Origin of the sequence: Lysobacter antibioticus, assembly GCF_001442535.1 — a bacterium.
GTDB lineage: Bacteria > Pseudomonadota > Gammaproteobacteria > Xanthomonadales > Xanthomonadaceae > Lysobacter > Lysobacter antibioticus.
Window position 1 is genome coordinate 2,449,768 of the sequence record NZ_CP013141.1, and the last position, 18,411, is coordinate 2,468,178.

The window sequence follows — 18,411 nt, forward strand, 5'->3', positions numbered from 1 at the left end:
TACTGAAATGTTCGCTGCCTGCCCTCATTGCGGATACCTCGTCGCGCTGATCGTCGCCAAGGACGGTCCGACCCGGGCCTGCCCGCGTTGCGGCAGCGATCTGGCCGCCGCGGCCGCGATCGAATCAATGCCCGGCGAATCTGCTTCGGTCAAAGCCGCGTCGAGCGAACCGGCTTCCTCCGAATCGGCGAGCACGGCGGTTGCCGATGGGACCGATGCGGCGGCCGCCGAGGTTTCCGAAGCGGGCGGCATCGCAACGCCAGCTCAAGCCGCCGACGTTGAAGACGAATACGACCAGGCCGGCCATCTTGCCGGTCCGGCCAGCCCGGCCGAGCCGGCGACCCGCGACAGCGCGAACACGAGCGACGACCCAGCGGCGATGGCCGCCCCGACCGCGGCCCTGGCGCCGCTCAGCGCCGCCGCCGATGCGGTCGTGCCGAAGCGCGCGACGCGCAAGCGGGCCGGCAAATCCGAAACCGCGGTGGCGCACGCGCGCCTCGCGCCGAGCTTCGTGCGCAGCCGCGCCCGCGCCGCTGCGCCGGCGGCGCGCCGGCACTGGAGCGGCCCGGCGGTGGCGGTCGCGCTCGGCCTGTTGCTGGCCCTGCAACTGCTGCTTGCGCAACGCGACGAACTCGCCGCCGACGCGCGCTGGCGCCCGCTCGTCGGCGCCTTGTGCGGGGCGCTGCCGTGCACGATTCCGGCATGGCGCGAACCGGCCGCGCTGACCATGCTCAATCGCAACGTGCTGCCGGTCGCAGAGCGCACCGGTGTGTTGCGGGTATCGGCCAGCTTCCGCAACGATGCGCGCTGGGCGCAGCCCTGGCCGACCCTGCTGCTGAGCCTGGAAGACGTCGATGGCCGCCGCGTCGGCCAACGTGCGTTCTCTCCAGAGGACTACCGCAAGGGGTACAGGGAAGGCGAACTGATCGCGCCGGGGCAGAGTGCCGCGGTGCAGTTCGACGTGCTCGAACCGGCACCGCGCGTAGTCGCGTTCACGTTCGATTTCCGTTGAAATATCGCACCGTCGCGTTGTCTACAGCGACTCCCGCGCGCTAGACTCCCCCTCCCGTCGGCGATGCGCAGCGAGCGTATCGGGAAGCTCCCGGCGGAAGTCACTTGCCACGGGGATGCACTTGAACGCTCTCAACGACCGCAACGAAGCCGCCCGCTCCGGACCTCGCGTTCCGCTGCGCGACCATGTCGCGACTTCGATCCGTCGTTACCTGGGCGACTTGAACGGCAGCGGCACCGAGAACCTCTACGAGATCGCCTTGCGCGAGCTCGAAATCCCCTTGTTCGCCGAAGTCCTGCAGCATTGCGACGGCAACCAGAGCCGCGCCGCGGCCATGCTCGGTATTCACCGTGCGACCCTGCGCAAGAAACTGCGCGAGTACGGGCTGGAGTAACAACCCTCGCAGCGCAGCGAAGTTTCTGCGCGCGCAAATCCTCTGATTCGAACCCTGTAGGAGCGGCGTAAGCCGCGACAGCCGAAGGGGCGAATATCACGCGTTTACCGAAGCCGTCGACTCATCGGGTCGCGTCCGATTGTCCGGACTTCGGCTGTTGCGCTTGCGTGCACCGCTGCGGTTGGGCGTGGCATACGCCGCTCTTGCAGAGGCGACGAATCCTCCGGGGTAGGAGCGGCGCAAGCCGCGACAGGTGCAGGGGACGGATACCACGCGGTCACCGGAGCGCCGACTCTACGGGCCTCCGATTGTCCGGGCTTCGGTTACTTCGCTTGCGTGCACCGCTGCGGGTGGGCGTGTGACCGGACCAGCGCGCAATGCACGCGTACGGCGCTTCTTCATGTACTCGCTGCCGTCCTTGGCAAGGCCTGCGCGGGCTTCGTATCGCCCGGCCCGGCCATCCTTGGCCGGGCGTGTAGCCGGACCAACGCGCAATGCGCGCGTACGGCGCTTCTTCATGTACTCGCTGCCGTCCTTGGCAAGGCCTGTGCGGGCTTCGTATCGCCCGGCCCGGCCATCCTTGGCCGGGCGTGTAGCCGGACCAGCGCGCAATGCGCGCGTACGGCGCTTCTTCATGTACTCGCTGCCGTCCTTGGCAAAGCCTGCGCGGGCTTCGTATCGCCCGGCCCGGCCATCCTCGGCCGGGCGTGTAGCCGACTCGCGAGCCAATGGCTCGCGAGCGCGTCGGCTACACCCACCAATATCTGATCAGATGGAAGAAGACGGGGGCGGCGAAGCAGACCGAATCGAGACGGTCGAGGACGCCACCGTGGCCTTCGATCATGTGGCCCCAGTCCTTGATGCCGCGATCGCGCTTGATCGCCGACATCACCAGGCCGCCGTAGAAACCCATCAGGTTGATGACCAGGGCCAGGGCCGCCGCCTGCCACGGCGTGAACGGGGTGATCCACCACAACGCCGCGCCGAGCGCGGTCGCCGAAGCGACGCCGCCGACGAAGCCCTCGACGGTTTTCGACGGCGACAGTTTGGGCGCGATCAGGCGCTTGCCGCACAGCTTGCCCCAGACGTACTGCAGCACGTCCGAGGACTGCACCACGATCACCAGGAACGCGATCAGCAACAGGTTGCGCCCCTCGTATCCGGGGATGCGCAGATTGATCAGCGCCGGCACGTGCGAGATGCAGAACACGCAGATCATCAAGCCCCACTGCACCTTCGCCGTGCGCTCCAGATACCGCGTGGTGTCGCCGCCGACCGTCGCCAGTATCGGCAACAGCAAGAAGGCGTACACCGGAATCAGCAAGGTGTACAGGCCGTACCAGTCCGTGTAGACCAGCCAGTACTGCAGCGGCAGCGCGAGATAGAACGCGGCCAGCAAGGCGTAGTAATCGCTGCGCCGGGTTGGAGTCAGGGTGATGAATTCGCGTAAGGCGAACAAGGACACCAGCGCGAACAGCACGATCATGCCGACCCGGCCGACCACGAATGCCAGCCCGACCACCAGCGCCATCACCCACCAGGCGCGGATACGCGCGACCAGATTGGCGATCACCGCGCTCGGCCGCTCGCGCGTGCGCCAACGCAAGTATTCGGCGATCGCGGTAGCGACCAGCAACACCGCGGCCACGCCGATGAACAACAGCAGCGAATGCGGCAGGCCGCGCAGCATCTCGATCATGAGCGGCCTGCCTGGCCGCCGTGGTCGTGCGCATGCGCGTGATCCGACAAGGCCAGCAAGGCATTGCGTGCGCGTTCGAGGAACTGGGGCTTGTCCTCGTCCGGGCCCAGCCGCAAGGTGTCGCCGAAGGTCGCCGTGCACAGCAGCGGCAAGGGCAGCAGCTTACCCTTCGGCATCACCCGCGCCAGATTGTCGATCCACACCGGCACGAATTCGAGTTCGGGCCGCCGGTGCGCCAGGTGATACAGGCCGCTCTTGAACGGCAACAGCGGCTCGTCGCTCTGGTTGCGCGTGCCTTCGGGAAACAGGATCAGCGAACAACCATCATCGACCGCCTCGCACAAGGTCTCGATGGCGTCCTGCTTGCGCTCGGCCGGGTCGCGCTCGATCAGCACGCCGTTGAAGACTTCGCGGATCAGATAACGGCGCAGCGCGTCGCGCTGCCAGTAATCGGCGCCGGCCACCGGTCGCACCTCGCGTCGCAAGGCCGGCGGCAGCGCCGACCAGATCATCACGAAATCGCCGTGGCTGACGTGGTTGCCGTAATAGACCCGATGATCGGACGAGGGCGCACATCGCCACAACGCGCGTGCGCCGGTCAGCAACCGGATCGCGCCGCTGAAACCGCTGGCCAGCCACTGCGAAATCATCGTGCCTCCAGCTCGCGCACGATCGCGCGCAGACGCAGGGCGATAGTCCAGGCCGCGCCGGCGATCACCGCGGCCAAGGCCACGAGCAACACCCAGGCGACGATCACGGCATGGCCCAAGGCCAGGCCGATCGCCGCGAGCACGGCGGCAATGGCAGTGGCGATCATGCGCGTGCGCCGCGGCATAGGGCCTTCGTCGTGTTCGCGCAGACCGCAGGCCATGCCGAGCACGCGCACGTAGGCGGTGCCGACCGCGAGCAGCGAGGCCGCCCAGCCGAGGTCCGAAGCCCACGCCATCCACGGGGTCAGGCCGTAGCCCACGCCGAGGAACACCAGGGCATCGGCAAGCCGGTCCGGTGCGTCGCTATAGACTTCGCCGGCCTTGCCGACCATGCCGCCGCGGCGCGCCAGCAACCCGTCGAGCCGGTTGCACAGCAGGCGCCCGACCAGGCACAGCGCCGCGAACAACAACAAGACCGCGCCGGAATGCGGCGGATCGCGCAAGGCGAAGAAGAACGACAGCCCGGCCAGCGCCGACAGGCCGATCGCGAACAACGAGATGCCGTTGGGCGTCGCGCCGCGCGCGCGCAAGCGCGCGGCCAAGGCCAGGCGCCAGTCGTCGCGCCGCCCCGCTGCCGGTCCGCCTGCACCGGGTTTAGCGGACTCATCCGGGCCGTGCAAATCGGTACCAGGTTGGTCGGAATCGGGTCGTGTCGTCATCGCTGTGCTCCGTTCAATCGCCACCACCGCCACAACCACCGCAGCCGCCACCGCCGCCGCTGTCGCCGCCGCTGCCACAACCGCTGGAACTGCTGCTCGAATCGCTGGAACCCGATACCGGCGTGCGCAGCGTGTGGTAATCGGCCAAGGGCGTGCCGATCAGCGCCATCGTCCCGGCCAGCGCGACACGCTCGGCCAGGTCGTCGGAACGGCGGGTCTTGATCGTCGCGCTCTGCAGCGCCCGGTCGCCCGCGCGGGTACGGCGCTGCGCGGTGCACAGTTGCACCAGCACCATCAATCCGGCCAAGGCGGTCAACACCACCAGAAACCCGACGGGCCGCCCGCGGGCTTCGCCGATCGATATCTTGGTCACGCCGAATACGACGACGGCGAACATCGGCAACGCCGCGGCCAGGCGCCCGCGCCAACGCTGCCCCTCGCTCAGCCACCAGCCCTTGGCCCGCATGGGTTCCGCCAGACGCCCGTAGTGCTCTCGCAAGGCCGGCATCGCCTCGCTCAAATGCTGGGTGCGTTGCACGATCTTCGTCAGGCCCAGCAACCGCGACGGCACGCCGGCCGCGCCCGCGCTGGCGCGCAGCCACACCGGCAGACGCAGCGAAGCGGCCTTCTCCGGCGCCCCCGGATAATCCAGCTTGATCGCATCGCGGGTGAGCAACTCGACTACGGCCACATCGGCGGCGCGCTCGGCGCCGCCGGCCAGGAAGCCGAGTTCGATCGAGTCGGCCGGCAGCTCCGTGCCGGCACCGTCGCGGCCGCGCAACGCGCGCTGCACCGCGTTGCCTGCGGTGTAGGTCCAACCGATTACGGCGAAATACAGCGCCAGAAACCAGCCGCCGCGCCACTCCAACGGATCGAACGTGCCGTTCTCGGCGCCGCCGAGCAGAAAGACTGCGGCCGACAGCCCGCTCCAGCCCCAGAACCAGCGGCCCAGCCCCTTCGGCTCGAACAACCAGGGCGAGTTGACCCGGGTCAGCGGCAACCACACCGACTCGTCCGCGGTCAGGCGCGCCGGCAGCGGGTCGCCCGCCCAGAACCGCGACGGCGGATCGCCGAAATAGCGCCGATAGCTGTCGACGGTGTCGAGGTATTGGCGGCGATGGCGCTCGTCTTCCGCCAGCCCGCCGAGCGAGGGCGAATGATGCAACGGCTGTTCGAGCGCCTCGGGGCAGAACTTCAGCCAGTAGTCGCGGGTGTCGGTCATATGCGTATGCCAGACCCGGTCGACGATCTCGCTCGGGGTCACCGCATGGCCGGCGCCGACCGCGAGAAAACAAAAGCGCCGGTACTCCTCGATCGCCTCTTGCGCGGTTTCGCGGGTCGACTGGCAGGCGTGCGCAACGCGCTCGACGAACGCCTCGGGCTGCTCACCGCCGAAGCGGTAATCGCTCAGGCGCTGCCACAACGCCTGCCGTTGCGGCGTCCAAACCTCGTGATCGTCCAAGGGAATTCCGTTCATGCCCACGCTCGTCCATAGGCCCACACCAGGGCCGCCGCCTGCACCGACAGGCTGACCGCCTGACGCACCATCAAACCACGCGCACCGCGCCAACGCGCCGGCCAGTCGCGGCCTGCGCGACCGGGCTTGAGCAAACCCAGCGCGAGCAGACTCGCGTCGAGCCGTTGTGCGGCGCGCACACTGTCTTCGTCTTCGGAGGCGGCCTGGAACAGGCGCGCGTCGAAATCCACCCGCAGCGCGTAATAGCATTGCAGCAAGCCTGCGACGAGGCTGAGCGCGAGCGGCCAGGGTGGCGGCGAAGCCGTCGGCACGACCAGCGCGAGCAGCGCCGCCGCCAGCAACAGCCACGACAGCGCGCGCAGTTGCCTTCCCTGCGCCAGCAGCGCGGCCATGGCGCGCAGGTCGAACGACGTGGTGGTTGAGCCCGTCATGCCACCTGCCCTCCCGGCAGCCCCGCATCGGCAGCGTCTACGCTGCCGAGCGTGGCCTCCAGTGCCCGCCGATGCGCCGCGCCGAGCACGATCGCCGGCTGCGCCTTGCGCAGGATCGCGATTGCCTCCTCGATGCTGTCGGCGCGCCCGCTGAGCAGCAACCAGGCGGCGACCGCCGCCGCGCTGCGCGAATAGCCCAGGGCGCAGCAGACCAAGGTCTTGCCGCGTTGACGCAAACACTCGATGTCCTGCGCCGCCTCGCGCAATTGCCCCGGGGTCGGCGCGACCAGGTCGAGCATCGGCCGCACCGCATCGCCCTCGCGCCACACCGGCAGCGACAGCTCGGCGCTGCAATCGACGAGCGCGGCGAACTCGCCCCGCTGGCCCGCCCCCGGCACGCGGCCGAGCCAGACCCCGTCGATCACCGCCACCGGCTGCGGCGCACGCCGCGTCCACCAGCGCGAATTGATCCAGGCGCCCAGCAGGTAGGGCGCGTACAGCCAGCGCGCGGCCAGGCTCAAGCGGCCGTCGGCGCGCTTCTGGAAACCGTTGGCGCCGAACACCGCGTAGTTCGAAGCGACCATCGCCAGCGACCACGCAGGCCATAGCAGCCACCACGCCGCCCCGCCGAACGACCACGCCGCGAACGCGAACACCGCCGCGCCAGCGCAGTAAACCGCCGCCAACTGCCAACGCTGGGGGTCGCGCGCCAGGGCTGCGCTGCGCCAGGGTGCGGCAACACGCTCGGGCCACAGCCACACGCACAGCCAGCCGGCGAGCAGGCCGGTCGGAATATCGATGAAGTGATGCTGGAACGTGGTCAGCACCGACACGCCGATCAGGGCGAACCACAGGTGCAGCAGCCAGCGCCAGGTCGCGCCGAGATGATGGGCGAAACGCACCCATAGCACGATCAGCAGCACGATGTGCAGCGACGGCGCCTGGTTGAAGGGTTTGTCGAAACCCAGCAGCACGTCGAACAGCCAGCCGAACACGCCGTCGCTGTCGGGGCGCTGGAAGGTGTAGCGCAAGGGCAGCAACAGGAAGCAGCCGACCGCGATGATTTGCGCGGTCAACAGGCGCAGTGCCTGGTTGTCGAGCTCGCGTCGGTCGCGGCAGACGAACAGCGAGATGCCGTAGAACAGGTCGATCGACCAGTACGGCACGATGGTCCAGGCCCAGAACGCAATCGCGTGCTCCCAGGCGAAGACGATGTGCGGCACGTCCGTGCGCGCGGCCGCCACCGAATTGGCGTAGCCGTAGCTCAGGAAGAACAGCGGCCCCAGCAACAACAGCCACAGCAGCGCTCTTCCCCACGGACGCCGCGCCGGCGCAGCTGTCATGCCTCGACCCGCTGCGCCAGCGATACGGTGAAGATGCCCCAGGCGTCTATGCGCTGGTCGATCTTGCGGAAGCCGGCCGCGGCGACCAGGTCGTCCATCTCCTGCTGGCTGCGACGCCGCATCACCCAGGCTTCGCCGCCACGGTGGCTGGTCAGGGCGCGGGCGATGAATTCGAGCTGCGGGTGCCAGGGTTGGCCGGTGTAGACCAGATAACCGCCCACCGGCACCGCCGCGGCCAGGCCGTCGAGCGAACGCCGCACCTGCTCGTTGTCGGGGAACAATTCGTACAGGCCCGACACCACCGCGAGGGTCGGGCGCGGGTGCAAAGCCGCGAGCGCATGGCGGTCGAAGGCATCGCCCTGGTCGAAGCGCGCGATCGCACCGGCGCCCAGCTCATCGATCAGGGCGCGGCCCTTGTCGACGTTGAGCTCGCTGTAATCGCGCAGACGGATCGAATCGGCGCGCTCGCTGCTGCCCGCCAGCGCTTCCAGCGCATAGCGGCCATGGCCGGCGGCGATATCGACCGCGTCGACCGGCAGACCGGCCGCGCGCAACCGCCACATCGCGACCCGCAACAACTCGTGCAGATGGGTGCGGCGCACGCGGATACCGCGCCAGCCGATCGCTTCGAGATAATTGCGATCGATGATGCGGCCGAGCGGCCCGCTGCCGCGCGCCTCGTTGCGGTAGACATAGTCCAGGCTGCTGCCGGAATCGAAACCGGTGTCGATGCCGAGCTTGATGCCTTCCGAGAATTTGCCGCCGAAGCGCAGGCCGGCGCGGACGAAACGCCAACGCAAGTCGGCCAACGACCAGCGCTCGGGCGGCCAGGACAGCTTTTCCGATTCCTCGAAACTCGGGCCGTGGCGGTGCGCATCGAGCATATCCACGCGGCGCAATGGTTCGGCGAAACGCGCCTGGACGAAACTGCGGATGCGGTTCACCGCTGCCGCCCGGCCTTTCTCGCCGAGGGTGTCGTGATAGAAGTCCGGCAACAGGTGGCGTTCCTTGATGCTCGAACCGAGACGCTCGTAGAAACGGTCCTGCGGGCCGCGATGGACGACGAAGTCGGCGCCCGACACCAGCAACTGCGTCGGCACCGTGATCGCCTGGGCGTCGGCGACGATGCGGTCGGCGGCTTGGTACAGGCCCAGCAGCACGCGCACCGAAATCGGCCGCGCGATCAAGGGATCGGTGCGATAGCTGGCGATGCGCTCGGGGTCGTGGGTCAACCATTGCGGCTGCACATAGCTGTTGACGAAAAAGTTGCCGCGCAGCTTCTGCATCAGCTTCAAGCCCGGCCGCGCCAACGGCACGTACAGCTTGACCTTGAACGCGGGCGAAGCCAGTACCAGCGCGCGCAGCCGCGGTGCGTAATCATGGACCCAGGTCGCCGCAACCACTGCACCGACGCTCTGCGCGACCAGGGCGATCTCGTCCACGGCGATGCCATGGACATCGGCGATATGGGCGACGAAGCGGTCGAGGTCGCGCACCAGGGCTTCGAAACCGGGCGCATCGCCGCGCTCGCCCGGCGAGCGGCCATTGCCGCGCGCGTCCCAGGCGAAAAAGTCGCAGTCGTTGAGGTTCAACTCGCCGACCAGGTGCGCGACCCGGCCGGAATGTTCGTGGCCGCGGTGCAACAGCACGACGGCGCGGCGCGGCTGCCCCGCTGCGGCTTCCGTCGCGGGCCAGTGGCGATAGAACAACTGCGCGTCGTCGAAGCTCGCGTAGTGGCGTTCCTGATGTTCCCTCATCGTTGTTCTCCTTGTCGTTGGCCGACACTGTCTTGCGCGGCATCATGCCGCAAACCGGCGCGCACCCGGCGCACCACGGTCCACACGCACATCAGACCCATCAAGGCGAGCGCGAGTTCCGTAATCGCCGCGCCGATCCAACCGCCGGCGAGCAGGACGCCGAGCAGACCGATGCCGAAGGCGCGGTCACTCTTGCCCATCGGCCCGTCGTAGCGGCGCGGCGCGCCGACCATCAGCCCCAGCACGCCGGCGTACTCCGTCAGTGCGGCCAGCAGCACGAACACGAACAATGGCGCCGGCGCGAGGCCCGGCACCGCGAACAGCGCCAGATACAGGGCGCTGTCGGAGACCACGTCGCACAGCTCGTTGAGGTAGGCGCCCAGGCGCGACTGCTGGCCGAACTCGCGCGCCAGCATGCCGTCGATGGCGTTCATCGCCATGCGCAGGAACATCCACAGCGGCAACAGCGCGAACAGCCAGGGCCGCGCGGCGGCGCCCCAGCCGACCGCTGCGGCAACCGCGAGCGAAACCACGGCCGCCGCGACGGTGACCTGGTTCGCGCTGACGCCCAGCGCATGCAGGCGGCGCACCAGCGGCCGCAGCAGCGCCTGGAAGCGCCCTTTCAAAGCGTAGATCGATGCCATTCCCTGTGCGTTCCATCCTGCCCGGCGTGGGCCGTCGCGCATCAGCTTAGCCGCTGGCCGGGGCGATGACAGTGCCGTGCCCGGCGGCGGCGGCGCGGCCGTCGCGGCGACGCGGAGGTGGGATTGCGTTGCCAGGCGGAAAGGCGAAATCCCCCTGCCCCCTTTTTCAAAGGGGGAACAGCAACAGGCGGGGCTGCGCCTGGCGCCGGCTGAGGACTGGCGATTGGGGACGGGAGAGAGAGACAGAGACTGGAAATTGAAGAACCGCAGCCCCTCCCACGGTTGCCCCGTGGAGAAGAGGGCGGCGCCTGCACAGCAGGCGTGGGGGTTTGCTTTGCCTTGGCCCTTTGCGCCGCAGGCCGTCGAAACTTCGCCGATACCGCCATACCCGCATGAACGGCCGGCGCCCGACGCCCCCGGGGCCTATAATTCCCGCGCCCTTCCGCTGCCCTACCTCCCCGAATGACCTCCGATCGCCTGCCCGGCACGCCGGTTAAAATCCGCCGCGCCCTGCTGTCCGTGTCCGACAAGACCGGTCTCCTCGAACTCGCCCAGGCCCTGGCCGCGCGCGGGGTCGAACTGCTTTCCACCGGCGGCACCGCCAAGGCCATCCGCGACGCCGGCCTGGCCGTGCGCGACGTGTCCGAGGTCACCGGCTTCCCGGAAATGATGGACGGCCGAGTCAAGACCCTGCATCCGCTGGTCCACGGCGGCCTGCTCGGCCGCGCCGGCACCGACGATGCGGTGATGGCCGAACACGGTATCGCCGCGATCGACCTGCTGGTGCTGAACCTGTATCCGTTCGAGAAAGTCGCGGCCAATCCGGCCAGCAGCTTCGACGACATCATCGAGAACATCGACATCGGCGGCCCGGCGATGCTGCGCTCGGCGGCGAAGAATTTCGCCCGCGTAGCCGTAGCGACCGACCCGGCCCAGTACGCCGGCGTCATCGCCGAACTCGACGCCGCCGACGGTGCCCTCAGCGCCAAAACCCGCTTCGCCCTGTCGGTCGCCGCGTTCAACCGCGTCGCCCAATACGACGCCGCGATCAGCAACCATCTTTCGGCGATCGCCGAAGACGGCAGCGCGCAGACCTTCCCGGCCCAGCACAACGCCAATTTCGTCAAGGTCATGGACCTGCGCTACGGCGAAAACCCGCACCAGCAGGGCGCGTTCTACCGCGACCTGTATCCGGTGGCGGGCACGCTGGCCACCTTCACCCAGTTGCAGGGCAAGGAACTGAGCTTCAACAACCTCGCCGACGCCGATGCGGCCTGGGAATGCGTGCGCCAGTTCGAGCGCCCGGCCTGCGTGATCGTCAAGCACGCCAATCCCTGCGGCGTGGCCGAGGGCGTGGCCTGCGGCGACGCCTACGAGCTGGCCTATGCCACCGACCCGACCTCGGCCTTCGGCGGCATCATCGCCTTCAACACCAAGCTCGATGCGGCGACCGCCAAGGTCATCCTCGACCGTCAGTTCGTCGAAGTGCTGATCGCACCCGACTACGAAGACGGCGTGCTCGACTACGCCAAGAAGAAGGCCAACGTGCGCGTGCTGCGCATCCCGCACGGCGACGGCCGCAACCGGCACGACGTCAAGCGCATCGGCTCGGGCCTGCTGATCCAGAGCAGCGATCTGCGCGAAGTCGGCCGCGACGAACTCAAGGTGGTCAGCAAACTCGCCCCGACCGACGCCCAGCTCGCCGACCTGCTGTTCGCCTGGCGCATCGCCAAGTTCGTCAAGTCCAACGCCATCGTCTATGCGCGCGACCATCGCAGCATCGGCATCGGCGCGGGCCAGATGAGCCGCGTGGTCAGCGCCAAGATCGCCGCGCTCAAGGCCGAGGAAGCCGGCTTGATCGTGCCCGGCTCGGTGATGGCCTCCGACGCCTTCTTCCCGTTCCGCGACGGCATCGACGCCGCCGCCGCCGCCGGCATCAAGGCGGTGATCCAGCCGGGCGGTTCGATGCGCGACAACGAAGTCATCGCCGCCGCCGACGAGCACGGCCTGGCCATGGTCTTCACCGGCGTGCGTCACTTCCGTCATTGATCGAACGGCGCGGATGCGTTGCATCCGCGCCGATTCCGAACGCCCGACTTATCGCTGCCGCCCGCTGGCGGCGCCATCCCTGTCATGAACCGACCGTCGCTGCGACATACGCTGGGCCGCTCGATCGCACGCAAGCTGCTCGTGCTGGCGATGCTGTGCGTGGTCATCGCCGGCTGGGCCGGTTGGCAGTATTCGCGCCGGCAGGCGGTCGACAGCGAAACCCTCGGCGACTACCGCGCCGACGGGCGCGCGATCACGCTGTTGCTGGTCGAGCCGGACGTGTCCCTGAACCTCGACGCCGGCTTGCGCCGCGACTCCACCGCACGGCTTGCGCGCGCGCTCGACCGGCGCTTGGCCGACCTGGGTTACCGAACCCAGGCGCTGTCCGCGCGCAGCGACGAAGAACGCTTCGGCCTGACCGCGCAAACCAGCGCGCGCACCGCGGCGATCCAGCACCAGGCTCGCACCGCCCAGACGATCCGCGAAGTCGGCGCACCGGTGCTGCGGGTGTCGCTCGACGGCATGAAGCGCGACGGCCGCGAAATCGCCGAACAGGCCTACCGCATCGAACTGCTCGACCCGCAGACCCTGCAGCCGGCCTGGCGCGCGACCCTGACCTGGCGCGAGGGCCGCTACCAATCGCTGGCCCTGCTCTGGCACTTGCGCCACAACCGTCTGCCGCCGCCGCTGTGGGACAGCCTGGCCGACCTGGCCATGGCGCGGATGCGCGAGGACGGCGTGATCCGGGCCGAGGCGCTGATCCAGTAGCGCGCGGTCGCGCACCTTGCTTTCAGGGTAGGAGCGGCGCAAGCCGCGACCGCTCGAAGCCCGGCCTCTCGAACGCGACACACTCCTCCGTAGCGGCGTCCCTCCCGCTGGACCACCTCTCCGGCCGGAGGTCGCGGCTTGCGCCGCTCCTACCCAGAGCCTCGCTGCGCCGGGTTTGTCGTGCAGCGGTCGCCCCGCCCCCTGCCAGCGCGTAAAATCGGCGGCTGTTGTCCTTACCCCCGCTGGAGCACGCATGAAGATCCTCGTTATCGGTTCCGGCGGACGCGAGCACGCGCTGGCCTGGAAGCTGGCCCAGTCGCCGCGCATCGACGAGGTGCTGGTGGCGCCCGGCAATGCCGGCACCGCGCACGAGGAGAAATGCCGCAACGTCGCGGTCGCCGCCACCGACATCGACGGCCTGCTCAAGCTCGCCGCCGATGAAGGCGTGGCGCTGACCGTGGTCGGCCCGGAGGCGCCGCTGGTCGCCGGCGTGGTCGACCGCTTCCGCGCCGACGGCCGACGCATCTTCGGACCGACCGCCGCCGCAGCTCAGCTCGAAGGCAGCAAAGCCTTCGCCAAGGACTTCCTGGCCCGGCACGGCATCCCGACCGCGTACTACGCGGTGCACACCGAGGTCGATGCCGCCCTCGCCTACCTGCGTGAGAAAGGCGCGCCGATCGTGGTCAAGGCCGACGGCCTGGCCGCCGGCAAGGGCGTCATCGTCGCCATGACCCTGGACGAGGCCGAAGCCGCCGTCATCGACATGCTCTCGGGCAACGCCTTCGGCGCCGCCGGCGCACGCGTGGTGATCGAGGAATTCCTCGACGGCGAAGAAGCCAGCTTCATCTCGATGGTCGACGGCAAGCACGCATTGCCGATGGCGACCTCGCAGGACCACAAGCGCGTCGGCGACGGCGACACCGGCCCCAACACCGGCGGCATGGGCGCCTACTCGCCGGCGCCGGTTGTCACGCCCGACGTGCACGCACGCGTGATGCGCGAGGTGGTGATGCCGACCGTCGACGGCATGATCGCCGACGGCGTGCCGTTCACCGGCTTTCTCTATGCCGGCCTGATGATCGACCAGGCCGGTGCGCCCAAGGTCATCGAATTCAACGTGCGCTTCGGCGACCCGGAAACCCAGCCGGTGATGCTGCGCCTGGAGTCCGACCTGCTCGACCTGGTCGAAGCCGCGCTCGACGGCAAGCTCGATAGCGTGCAGGCGCAGTGGAGCCCGCGCCCCTCGCTCGGCGTGGTCATGGCCGCGGCGAACTACCCGGAAACGCCGCGGGCCGGCGACGTCATCCACGGCCTGACCGCGCCGCAGCCGCCGCACGCCAAGGTGTTCCAGGCCGGCACCCAACTCGGCCCCGACGGCGAAGTGCTGACCGCCGGCGGCCGCGTCCTGTGCGTCTGCGCCCTCGGCGACGACGTCGCCCAGGCCCAGCGCGAGGCCTACACCGCCCTCGCCAAGATCCGTTGGGACGGCGAATTCCACCGCAACGACATCGGCTGGCGCGCGATCGAACGCGAACAGGCGGCGAAGGCCTGACCGCATCTTGCAGGCGCGGCATCCGCGTCACGCCGCTCCCTGTGTAGGAGCGGCGTAAGCCGCGACCGCGACCTCGCGACTCACCTCGCTCCTACACAACGCGACGCAGCAAAGGGTAGGAGCGGCGCAAGCCGCGACCGCGGAACGCGCAGAAACCACAAGGCCGTCGCGATCGATAGACATCACGACCGCTACGCCGTATTCGCACCGCCGAACCACTCGTTCAACGCCTCGTTCAACCCAGCATCGCTCCCATCGCCCACCCAGGCCACATACCCATCCGGCCGTATCAATACCGCCGTCGGCGCCGTCACCGCACCTAAGGCCGGCAACTCCCAGACACCGTCGTAACGAGCCTCGATCGCACGAACCCGGTCCGCCCAAGGCCCGATATCGACGGCATCAGATGCACCGAAATCGAGCAACACCGGCCGAGCCCCGTGCAACAGCGCATACACCCGCATCGGCCCACCGGCGACGAACAGATCCAGATCGGGCATCCGCCGCCCAAGCAGCGGATGCCCTTCGCCGAGTCCGTAGCGAACATCCAACCCCGACAACATCGCCGCAAACCGCCGGCGCGGCTCGTCCATTCCGAGCAACTCGGCCACGGTCTCGCGCAACGCCGTCGTACGCTCGTCGCCGCGCCGCAGCGCGATCGACGCCATGGTCGTGCGCAACACCCGCGCCGCGACCGGGTGACGCTCGGCGTGATAGCTGTCGAGCAGGCTCTCCTGCGATATCCCCTTCACCACCTGCGCCAGCTTCCAGCCCAGGTTCACCGCATCCTGCATGCCGAGCTGCAACCCCTGCCCGCCATCCGGCGCGTGCACATGCGCGGCGTCGCCGGCCAACAGCACGCGCCGCTCGCGATAGGCCGCGGCCTGCCGCGTCGCATCGGTGAAACGCGAAATCCAGACCGGGCTGTGCACGCCGTAATCGCTCCCGCACACCGCGATCAAGGCCGCGCGCAAATCCTCCAGCGTCGGCTCGCCAACGGCCCCGACCTGCGCTTCGGTCAGCATCACCCGCACCGGCCCGGTGTCGCCGTAGATCACTTCGCCGTTGCGGATCTCGTAGTCCACCCGACCGAAGGAGTGGATACCGAAGCCACTGCGATGGATGCCCAAGGGCGGCGTCTGCGCCATCTCGACCTCGGCGATCAGATGGCTGGTCGTCGCGTCCCAACCGGGAAAATCGATGCCGGCCGCTTTGCGCACCCGGCTGCGTCCACCATCGCAGCCGACCAGATACTGCGCACGCAAGCTCGTACCATCGAACAGCGCGACCTCGACGCCAGCCTCGTCCTGCACCAAGTCGCTTACCTCGCATCCGCGATAGACCGTGACCCCGAGCCCGTCGACCCAGTCGGCGAGAATGCGTTCGATATGGTTCTGCCACAGGCCGAGTCCGTAGGGATGACGGGTCGGAAAGCCGCCCAGATCCAACATGACCCCAGCGAAGCCGGTGACCTGCGCCACCTGTCCCTCAACCAGAAACCGATCCACGATCCCGCGCTGATCCAGCACTTCGAGCGTGCGCGCATGCAGCCCGCCCGCACGCGACCCGGCCAGCTCCTGGGTCGCACGCCGCTCGACGATCGCCACGTCGATCCCCGCCAAGGCCAACTCGCCCGCCAACATCAACCCGGTCGGCCCGCTACCGGCGATGACCACGGCGTGCCCGCTTGCCGCGTTCGGCTCGCGCCCGTCATGCGCGCACGCCTCGCGGTCATGAATATCCGTCGCCGCTTCGCCGGAGCGCCCCTCACGGCCCTGTTCCCGCACCGCCCACTTCGATAGCCACATGCTCATAGCTCGTCTCCCGGTTCCGTAGCCTCGCTACGGCGGGCGATTGAGCACCACGCCCGGGGGCTTGCCGCAAGCCCCCAGTCGACTAAGATATTGACAGGGACGGAGCTGCCTCCTTTCCCGAAAGCGCCCCCGCTCTGTAAAGGCCTGCACCTTGCAGGAGCGGCGTGAGCCACGACCAAAGGACGCACGGAGCCCGCAGCCTCATCGCCGCACAGCGAGGCTGCACCCCACAGGGGTAGGAGCGGCGCAAGCCGCGATCAAGGGACGCGCACAGTCGCAGCCTCATGGCCACGCATCGACGCCACGCCCCTCACGACAAGGCCGCGCAGCCGCAGGCCTGCTGGCGTTCCTATCGATCAACGAAGCCCTGACGCGCCCCCTGCGAAAGCCGGTTCGGCGCTTACTTCGGCAAAGCCGAACCGCCACAACCTTCGGTCGCCCGCCTCAAACGAAGATCGCGAGAGGCCGGCGTCAATGCGTCGTACCCGCCGCTTCCTCAGGCGCCGGCTGCAAGGCCACCACCACGACCTCCAACTCGGCGATCTCCTTCTCCAGGGCGTCGTACAACTCGCCCTGCCGCGTCATCAGTTCCTCGATGTTTTCCGCCTGCTTGAGCTTCTTCAACTCGCCGTCGAACAGCAGCCACTGCGCGGTCAACTGCTCGACGTAGTTCTTGGCGTAATGACGCATTTCCTTGAGCTGGTTCAGCGCCGCATTGACCTGATCCAACGGTGTCTTGGTATCCGCAGACATACCGAGCTCCTCTTCGCCAGGGTGTCGAACTCAGGGTAATGAGGCCATGCAGGCTCGATGTGAAATTCCGCGCACCGCCCTGCACCCATTCAGCCTATGAACGTTCACCCGACGCCGACATTTCCGAACGCGCCATCGGGACCATGCCAGACTTGGCGCGAACCTCAAAACGGCTGCGCCGCAGCCGATACGGGAGTCAGATCATTCATGGGACCGTTTCGAGACGGATGGACGAAGCAAGACGTCGAAGCCGCAATCGCACGCGGGTTGCCCGAGGAACTCCTGTACGTCCCCATCGTCATCGGTATGGATCCGCCCGACTGCGGGTGGGCGGAAGCGATCTGTCTGTCGCTGGCCGGGCACCCGGACTTCAACGTCAGAGGCAATGCCGTCCTCGGGCTTGGTCATCTTGCCCGTACTTGCCGCCGCCTCGACCTGGTGGCCGCCGTTCCCGCGATCGCCGCGGCCTTGCGCGACGACAACGCGCATGTCCGCGGCCAAGCCGACAACGCCGCGGACGACCTGCTTCATTACCTCGGAGTCCGGGTGCCGGGCCACGTCTCTTAGAGAGCCGTCCGCGCTCAGCTATCGCGACCAGGCGACCGATGCCGAAACATCGGCATGCGGCGAGTGCCATCGGGCACGACGCGCTAACCAACGCCCTCTTACACTGCCGGTCAATTTTTCAAGCCGAGGACACCGCACCCATGTCGCCGACGATCGCGCAAGGCGCTTATGCCGCCATGAAGCTGGGCGAGGCCCTGGCGATCCTGGTCGGGGCCTGGCTCCTGACCACGCTGCTGCGTCAGTTGGTGCGGCGGGTCTGCGTTCGCTACGACATCGCGCCTGCGTTCGGGCTGGGGCTGCGGCGGGTGCTCAGCACCTTGATCTACATCAGCGCGCTGCTGCTGTTCCTCAATCGGCTCGGCATTTCCGGCTCGGTGGTGTGGACGACGCTGACCGGTTTCGTCGCGGTCGGCGCGGTGGCATTCTTCGCCGCCTGGAGCGTGTTGTCGAACATCTTCTGCGCGTTCCTGATCCTGACCACGCGGCCGTTCCGCTTGTACGACCACATCGAGGTGCTGGAGAACGGCGACAAGCCGGGGCTGCGCGGGCGGGTGGTCGACATCAACTTCATCTACACGACCCTGCAGGAAGTCCACGGCGACGGCGAGGACTCGGTGCTGCAGGTGCCCAACAGCCAGTTTTTCCAGCGCACCACGCGGCGTTGGCGGCAGGAACCGGCGTGGGCGCGGGCAGCGCGGGAAAAGACCGAACACGCGGCGGACTGGCAGGATGCGGCGGGGCGTTGAGCGAGGTTAGTCCTAAACGGCAGCGGTCGCTGTTGC

At 68.4% G+C, this 18,411-nt stretch carries 17 protein-coding genes; 7 read left to right on the forward strand and 10 right to left on the reverse strand.

The annotated features are described in order from the left end of the window. The first annotated feature begins 7 nt into the window (after positions 1-7). Positions 8-1,012, forward strand: a complete 1,005-nt coding sequence (locus GLA29479_RS23650; protein WP_082638482.1) for a DUF3426 domain-containing protein — start codon at positions 8-10, stop codon at positions 1,010-1,012. 121 nt (positions 1,013-1,133) lie between these two features. Continuing rightward, the gene (fis, locus tag GLA29479_RS09920; RefSeq protein ID WP_031370276.1) at positions 1,134-1,406 is read left to right on the forward strand and encodes a DNA-binding transcriptional regulator Fis; all 273 of its coding nucleotides are present in this window, start codon (positions 1,134-1,136) and stop codon (positions 1,404-1,406) included. Positions 1,407-2,154: 748 nt separating this feature from the next. Here the strand turns inward: fis and GLA29479_RS09925 are convergent. The 8 genes from GLA29479_RS09925 to GLA29479_RS09960 are packed head-to-tail and all read right to left on the reverse strand — an operon-like array spanning position 2,155 to position 10,126. After that, positions 2,155-3,105: a phosphatidate cytidylyltransferase gene (locus tag GLA29479_RS09925; protein ID WP_057971477.1), complete on the reverse strand. Its 951-nt coding sequence runs from the start codon at positions 3,103-3,105 to the stop codon at positions 2,155-2,157. Continuing rightward, positions 3,102-3,755 carry a lysophospholipid acyltransferase family protein gene (locus GLA29479_RS09930; RefSeq protein ID WP_057971478.1) on the reverse strand — a complete coding sequence of 218 codons (654 nt, stop codon included), beginning with the start codon at positions 3,753-3,755 and terminating at the stop codon, positions 3,102-3,104. Before GLA29479_RS09930 ends, GLA29479_RS09925 begins: the two co-directional genes overlap by 4 nt. Then, a complete protein-coding gene (locus GLA29479_RS09935) occupies positions 3,752-4,474 on the reverse strand; it encodes a CDP-alcohol phosphatidyltransferase family protein (RefSeq protein ID WP_082638484.1) in 723 nt (240 codons plus the stop codon). Before GLA29479_RS09935 ends, GLA29479_RS09930 begins: the two co-directional genes overlap by 4 nt. 13 nt (positions 4,475-4,487) lie before the next feature. Next, entirely contained in the window at positions 4,488-5,951 is a 1,464-nt protein-coding gene (locus GLA29479_RS09940; protein WP_082638486.1) for a TIGR04222 domain-containing membrane protein, read from the reverse strand. Further along, complete coding sequence (locus GLA29479_RS09945) at positions 5,948-6,382, reverse strand: hypothetical protein (RefSeq protein ID WP_248842827.1); 435 nt, start codon at positions 6,380-6,382, stop codon at positions 5,948-5,950. Before GLA29479_RS09945 ends, GLA29479_RS09940 begins: the two co-directional genes overlap by 4 nt. Next, on the reverse strand, positions 6,379-7,725 hold the full coding sequence (locus GLA29479_RS09950) for a phosphatase PAP2/dual specificity phosphatase family protein (protein WP_057971481.1): 1,347 nt from the start codon (positions 7,723-7,725) through the stop codon (positions 6,379-6,381). Before GLA29479_RS09950 ends, GLA29479_RS09945 begins: the two co-directional genes overlap by 4 nt. Continuing rightward, on the reverse strand, positions 7,722-9,482 hold the full coding sequence (locus GLA29479_RS09955; RefSeq protein ID WP_057971482.1) for a bifunctional alpha/beta hydrolase/class I SAM-dependent methyltransferase: 1,761 nt from the start codon (positions 9,480-9,482) through the stop codon (positions 7,722-7,724). Before GLA29479_RS09955 ends, GLA29479_RS09950 begins: the two co-directional genes overlap by 4 nt. Next, a complete protein-coding gene (locus GLA29479_RS09960) occupies positions 9,479-10,126 on the reverse strand; it encodes a CDP-alcohol phosphatidyltransferase family protein (RefSeq protein ID WP_057919164.1) in 648 nt (215 codons plus the stop codon). The genes GLA29479_RS09955 and GLA29479_RS09960 overlap by 4 nt, the downstream gene beginning before the upstream one ends. Before the next feature lie 462 nt (positions 10,127-10,588). Between GLA29479_RS09960 and purH the strand changes: the two genes are divergently transcribed. The 3 genes from purH to purD all read left to right on the forward strand — a co-directional run bounded on the left by purH (position 10,589) and on the right by purD (position 14,495). Beyond that, a complete protein-coding gene (gene purH, locus GLA29479_RS09965) occupies positions 10,589-12,175 on the forward strand; it encodes a bifunctional phosphoribosylaminoimidazolecarboxamide formyltransferase/IMP cyclohydrolase (RefSeq protein ID WP_057971483.1) in 1,587 nt (528 codons plus the stop codon). Positions 12,176-12,259: 84 nt separating this feature from the next. Next, complete coding sequence (locus tag GLA29479_RS09970; protein WP_057971484.1) at positions 12,260-12,943, forward strand: hypothetical protein; 684 nt, start codon at positions 12,260-12,262, stop codon at positions 12,941-12,943. 253 nt (positions 12,944-13,196) lie between these two features. Then, positions 13,197-14,495, forward strand: a complete 1,299-nt coding sequence (gene purD / locus GLA29479_RS09975) for a phosphoribosylamine--glycine ligase (RefSeq protein ID WP_057919167.1) — start codon at positions 13,197-13,199, stop codon at positions 14,493-14,495. 191 nt (positions 14,496-14,686) lie between these two features. Here purD and GLA29479_RS09980 read toward each other — a convergent pair whose 3' ends face one another. After that, a complete protein-coding gene (locus GLA29479_RS09980; protein WP_211265051.1) occupies positions 14,687-16,309 on the reverse strand; it encodes an FAD-dependent monooxygenase in 1,623 nt (540 codons plus the stop codon). 471 nt (positions 16,310-16,780) lie between these two features. Then, positions 16,781-17,062 (reverse strand): hypothetical protein, encoded by a 282-nt coding sequence (locus GLA29479_RS09985; RefSeq protein WP_057919169.1) that lies wholly within the window; start codon positions 17,060-17,062, stop codon positions 16,781-16,783. A 207-nt stretch (positions 17,063-17,269) separates the two neighbouring features. Between GLA29479_RS09985 and GLA29479_RS09990 the strand changes: the two genes are divergently transcribed. Beyond that, positions 17,270-17,629, forward strand: a complete 360-nt coding sequence (locus GLA29479_RS09990) for a hypothetical protein (RefSeq protein WP_144436440.1) — start codon at positions 17,270-17,272, stop codon at positions 17,627-17,629. A gap of 140 nt (positions 17,630-17,769) precedes the next feature. Further along, entirely contained in the window at positions 17,770-18,375 is a 606-nt protein-coding gene (locus GLA29479_RS09995; RefSeq protein ID WP_082638487.1) for a mechanosensitive ion channel family protein, read from the forward strand. Positions 18,376-18,411: the final 36 nt, after the last annotated feature.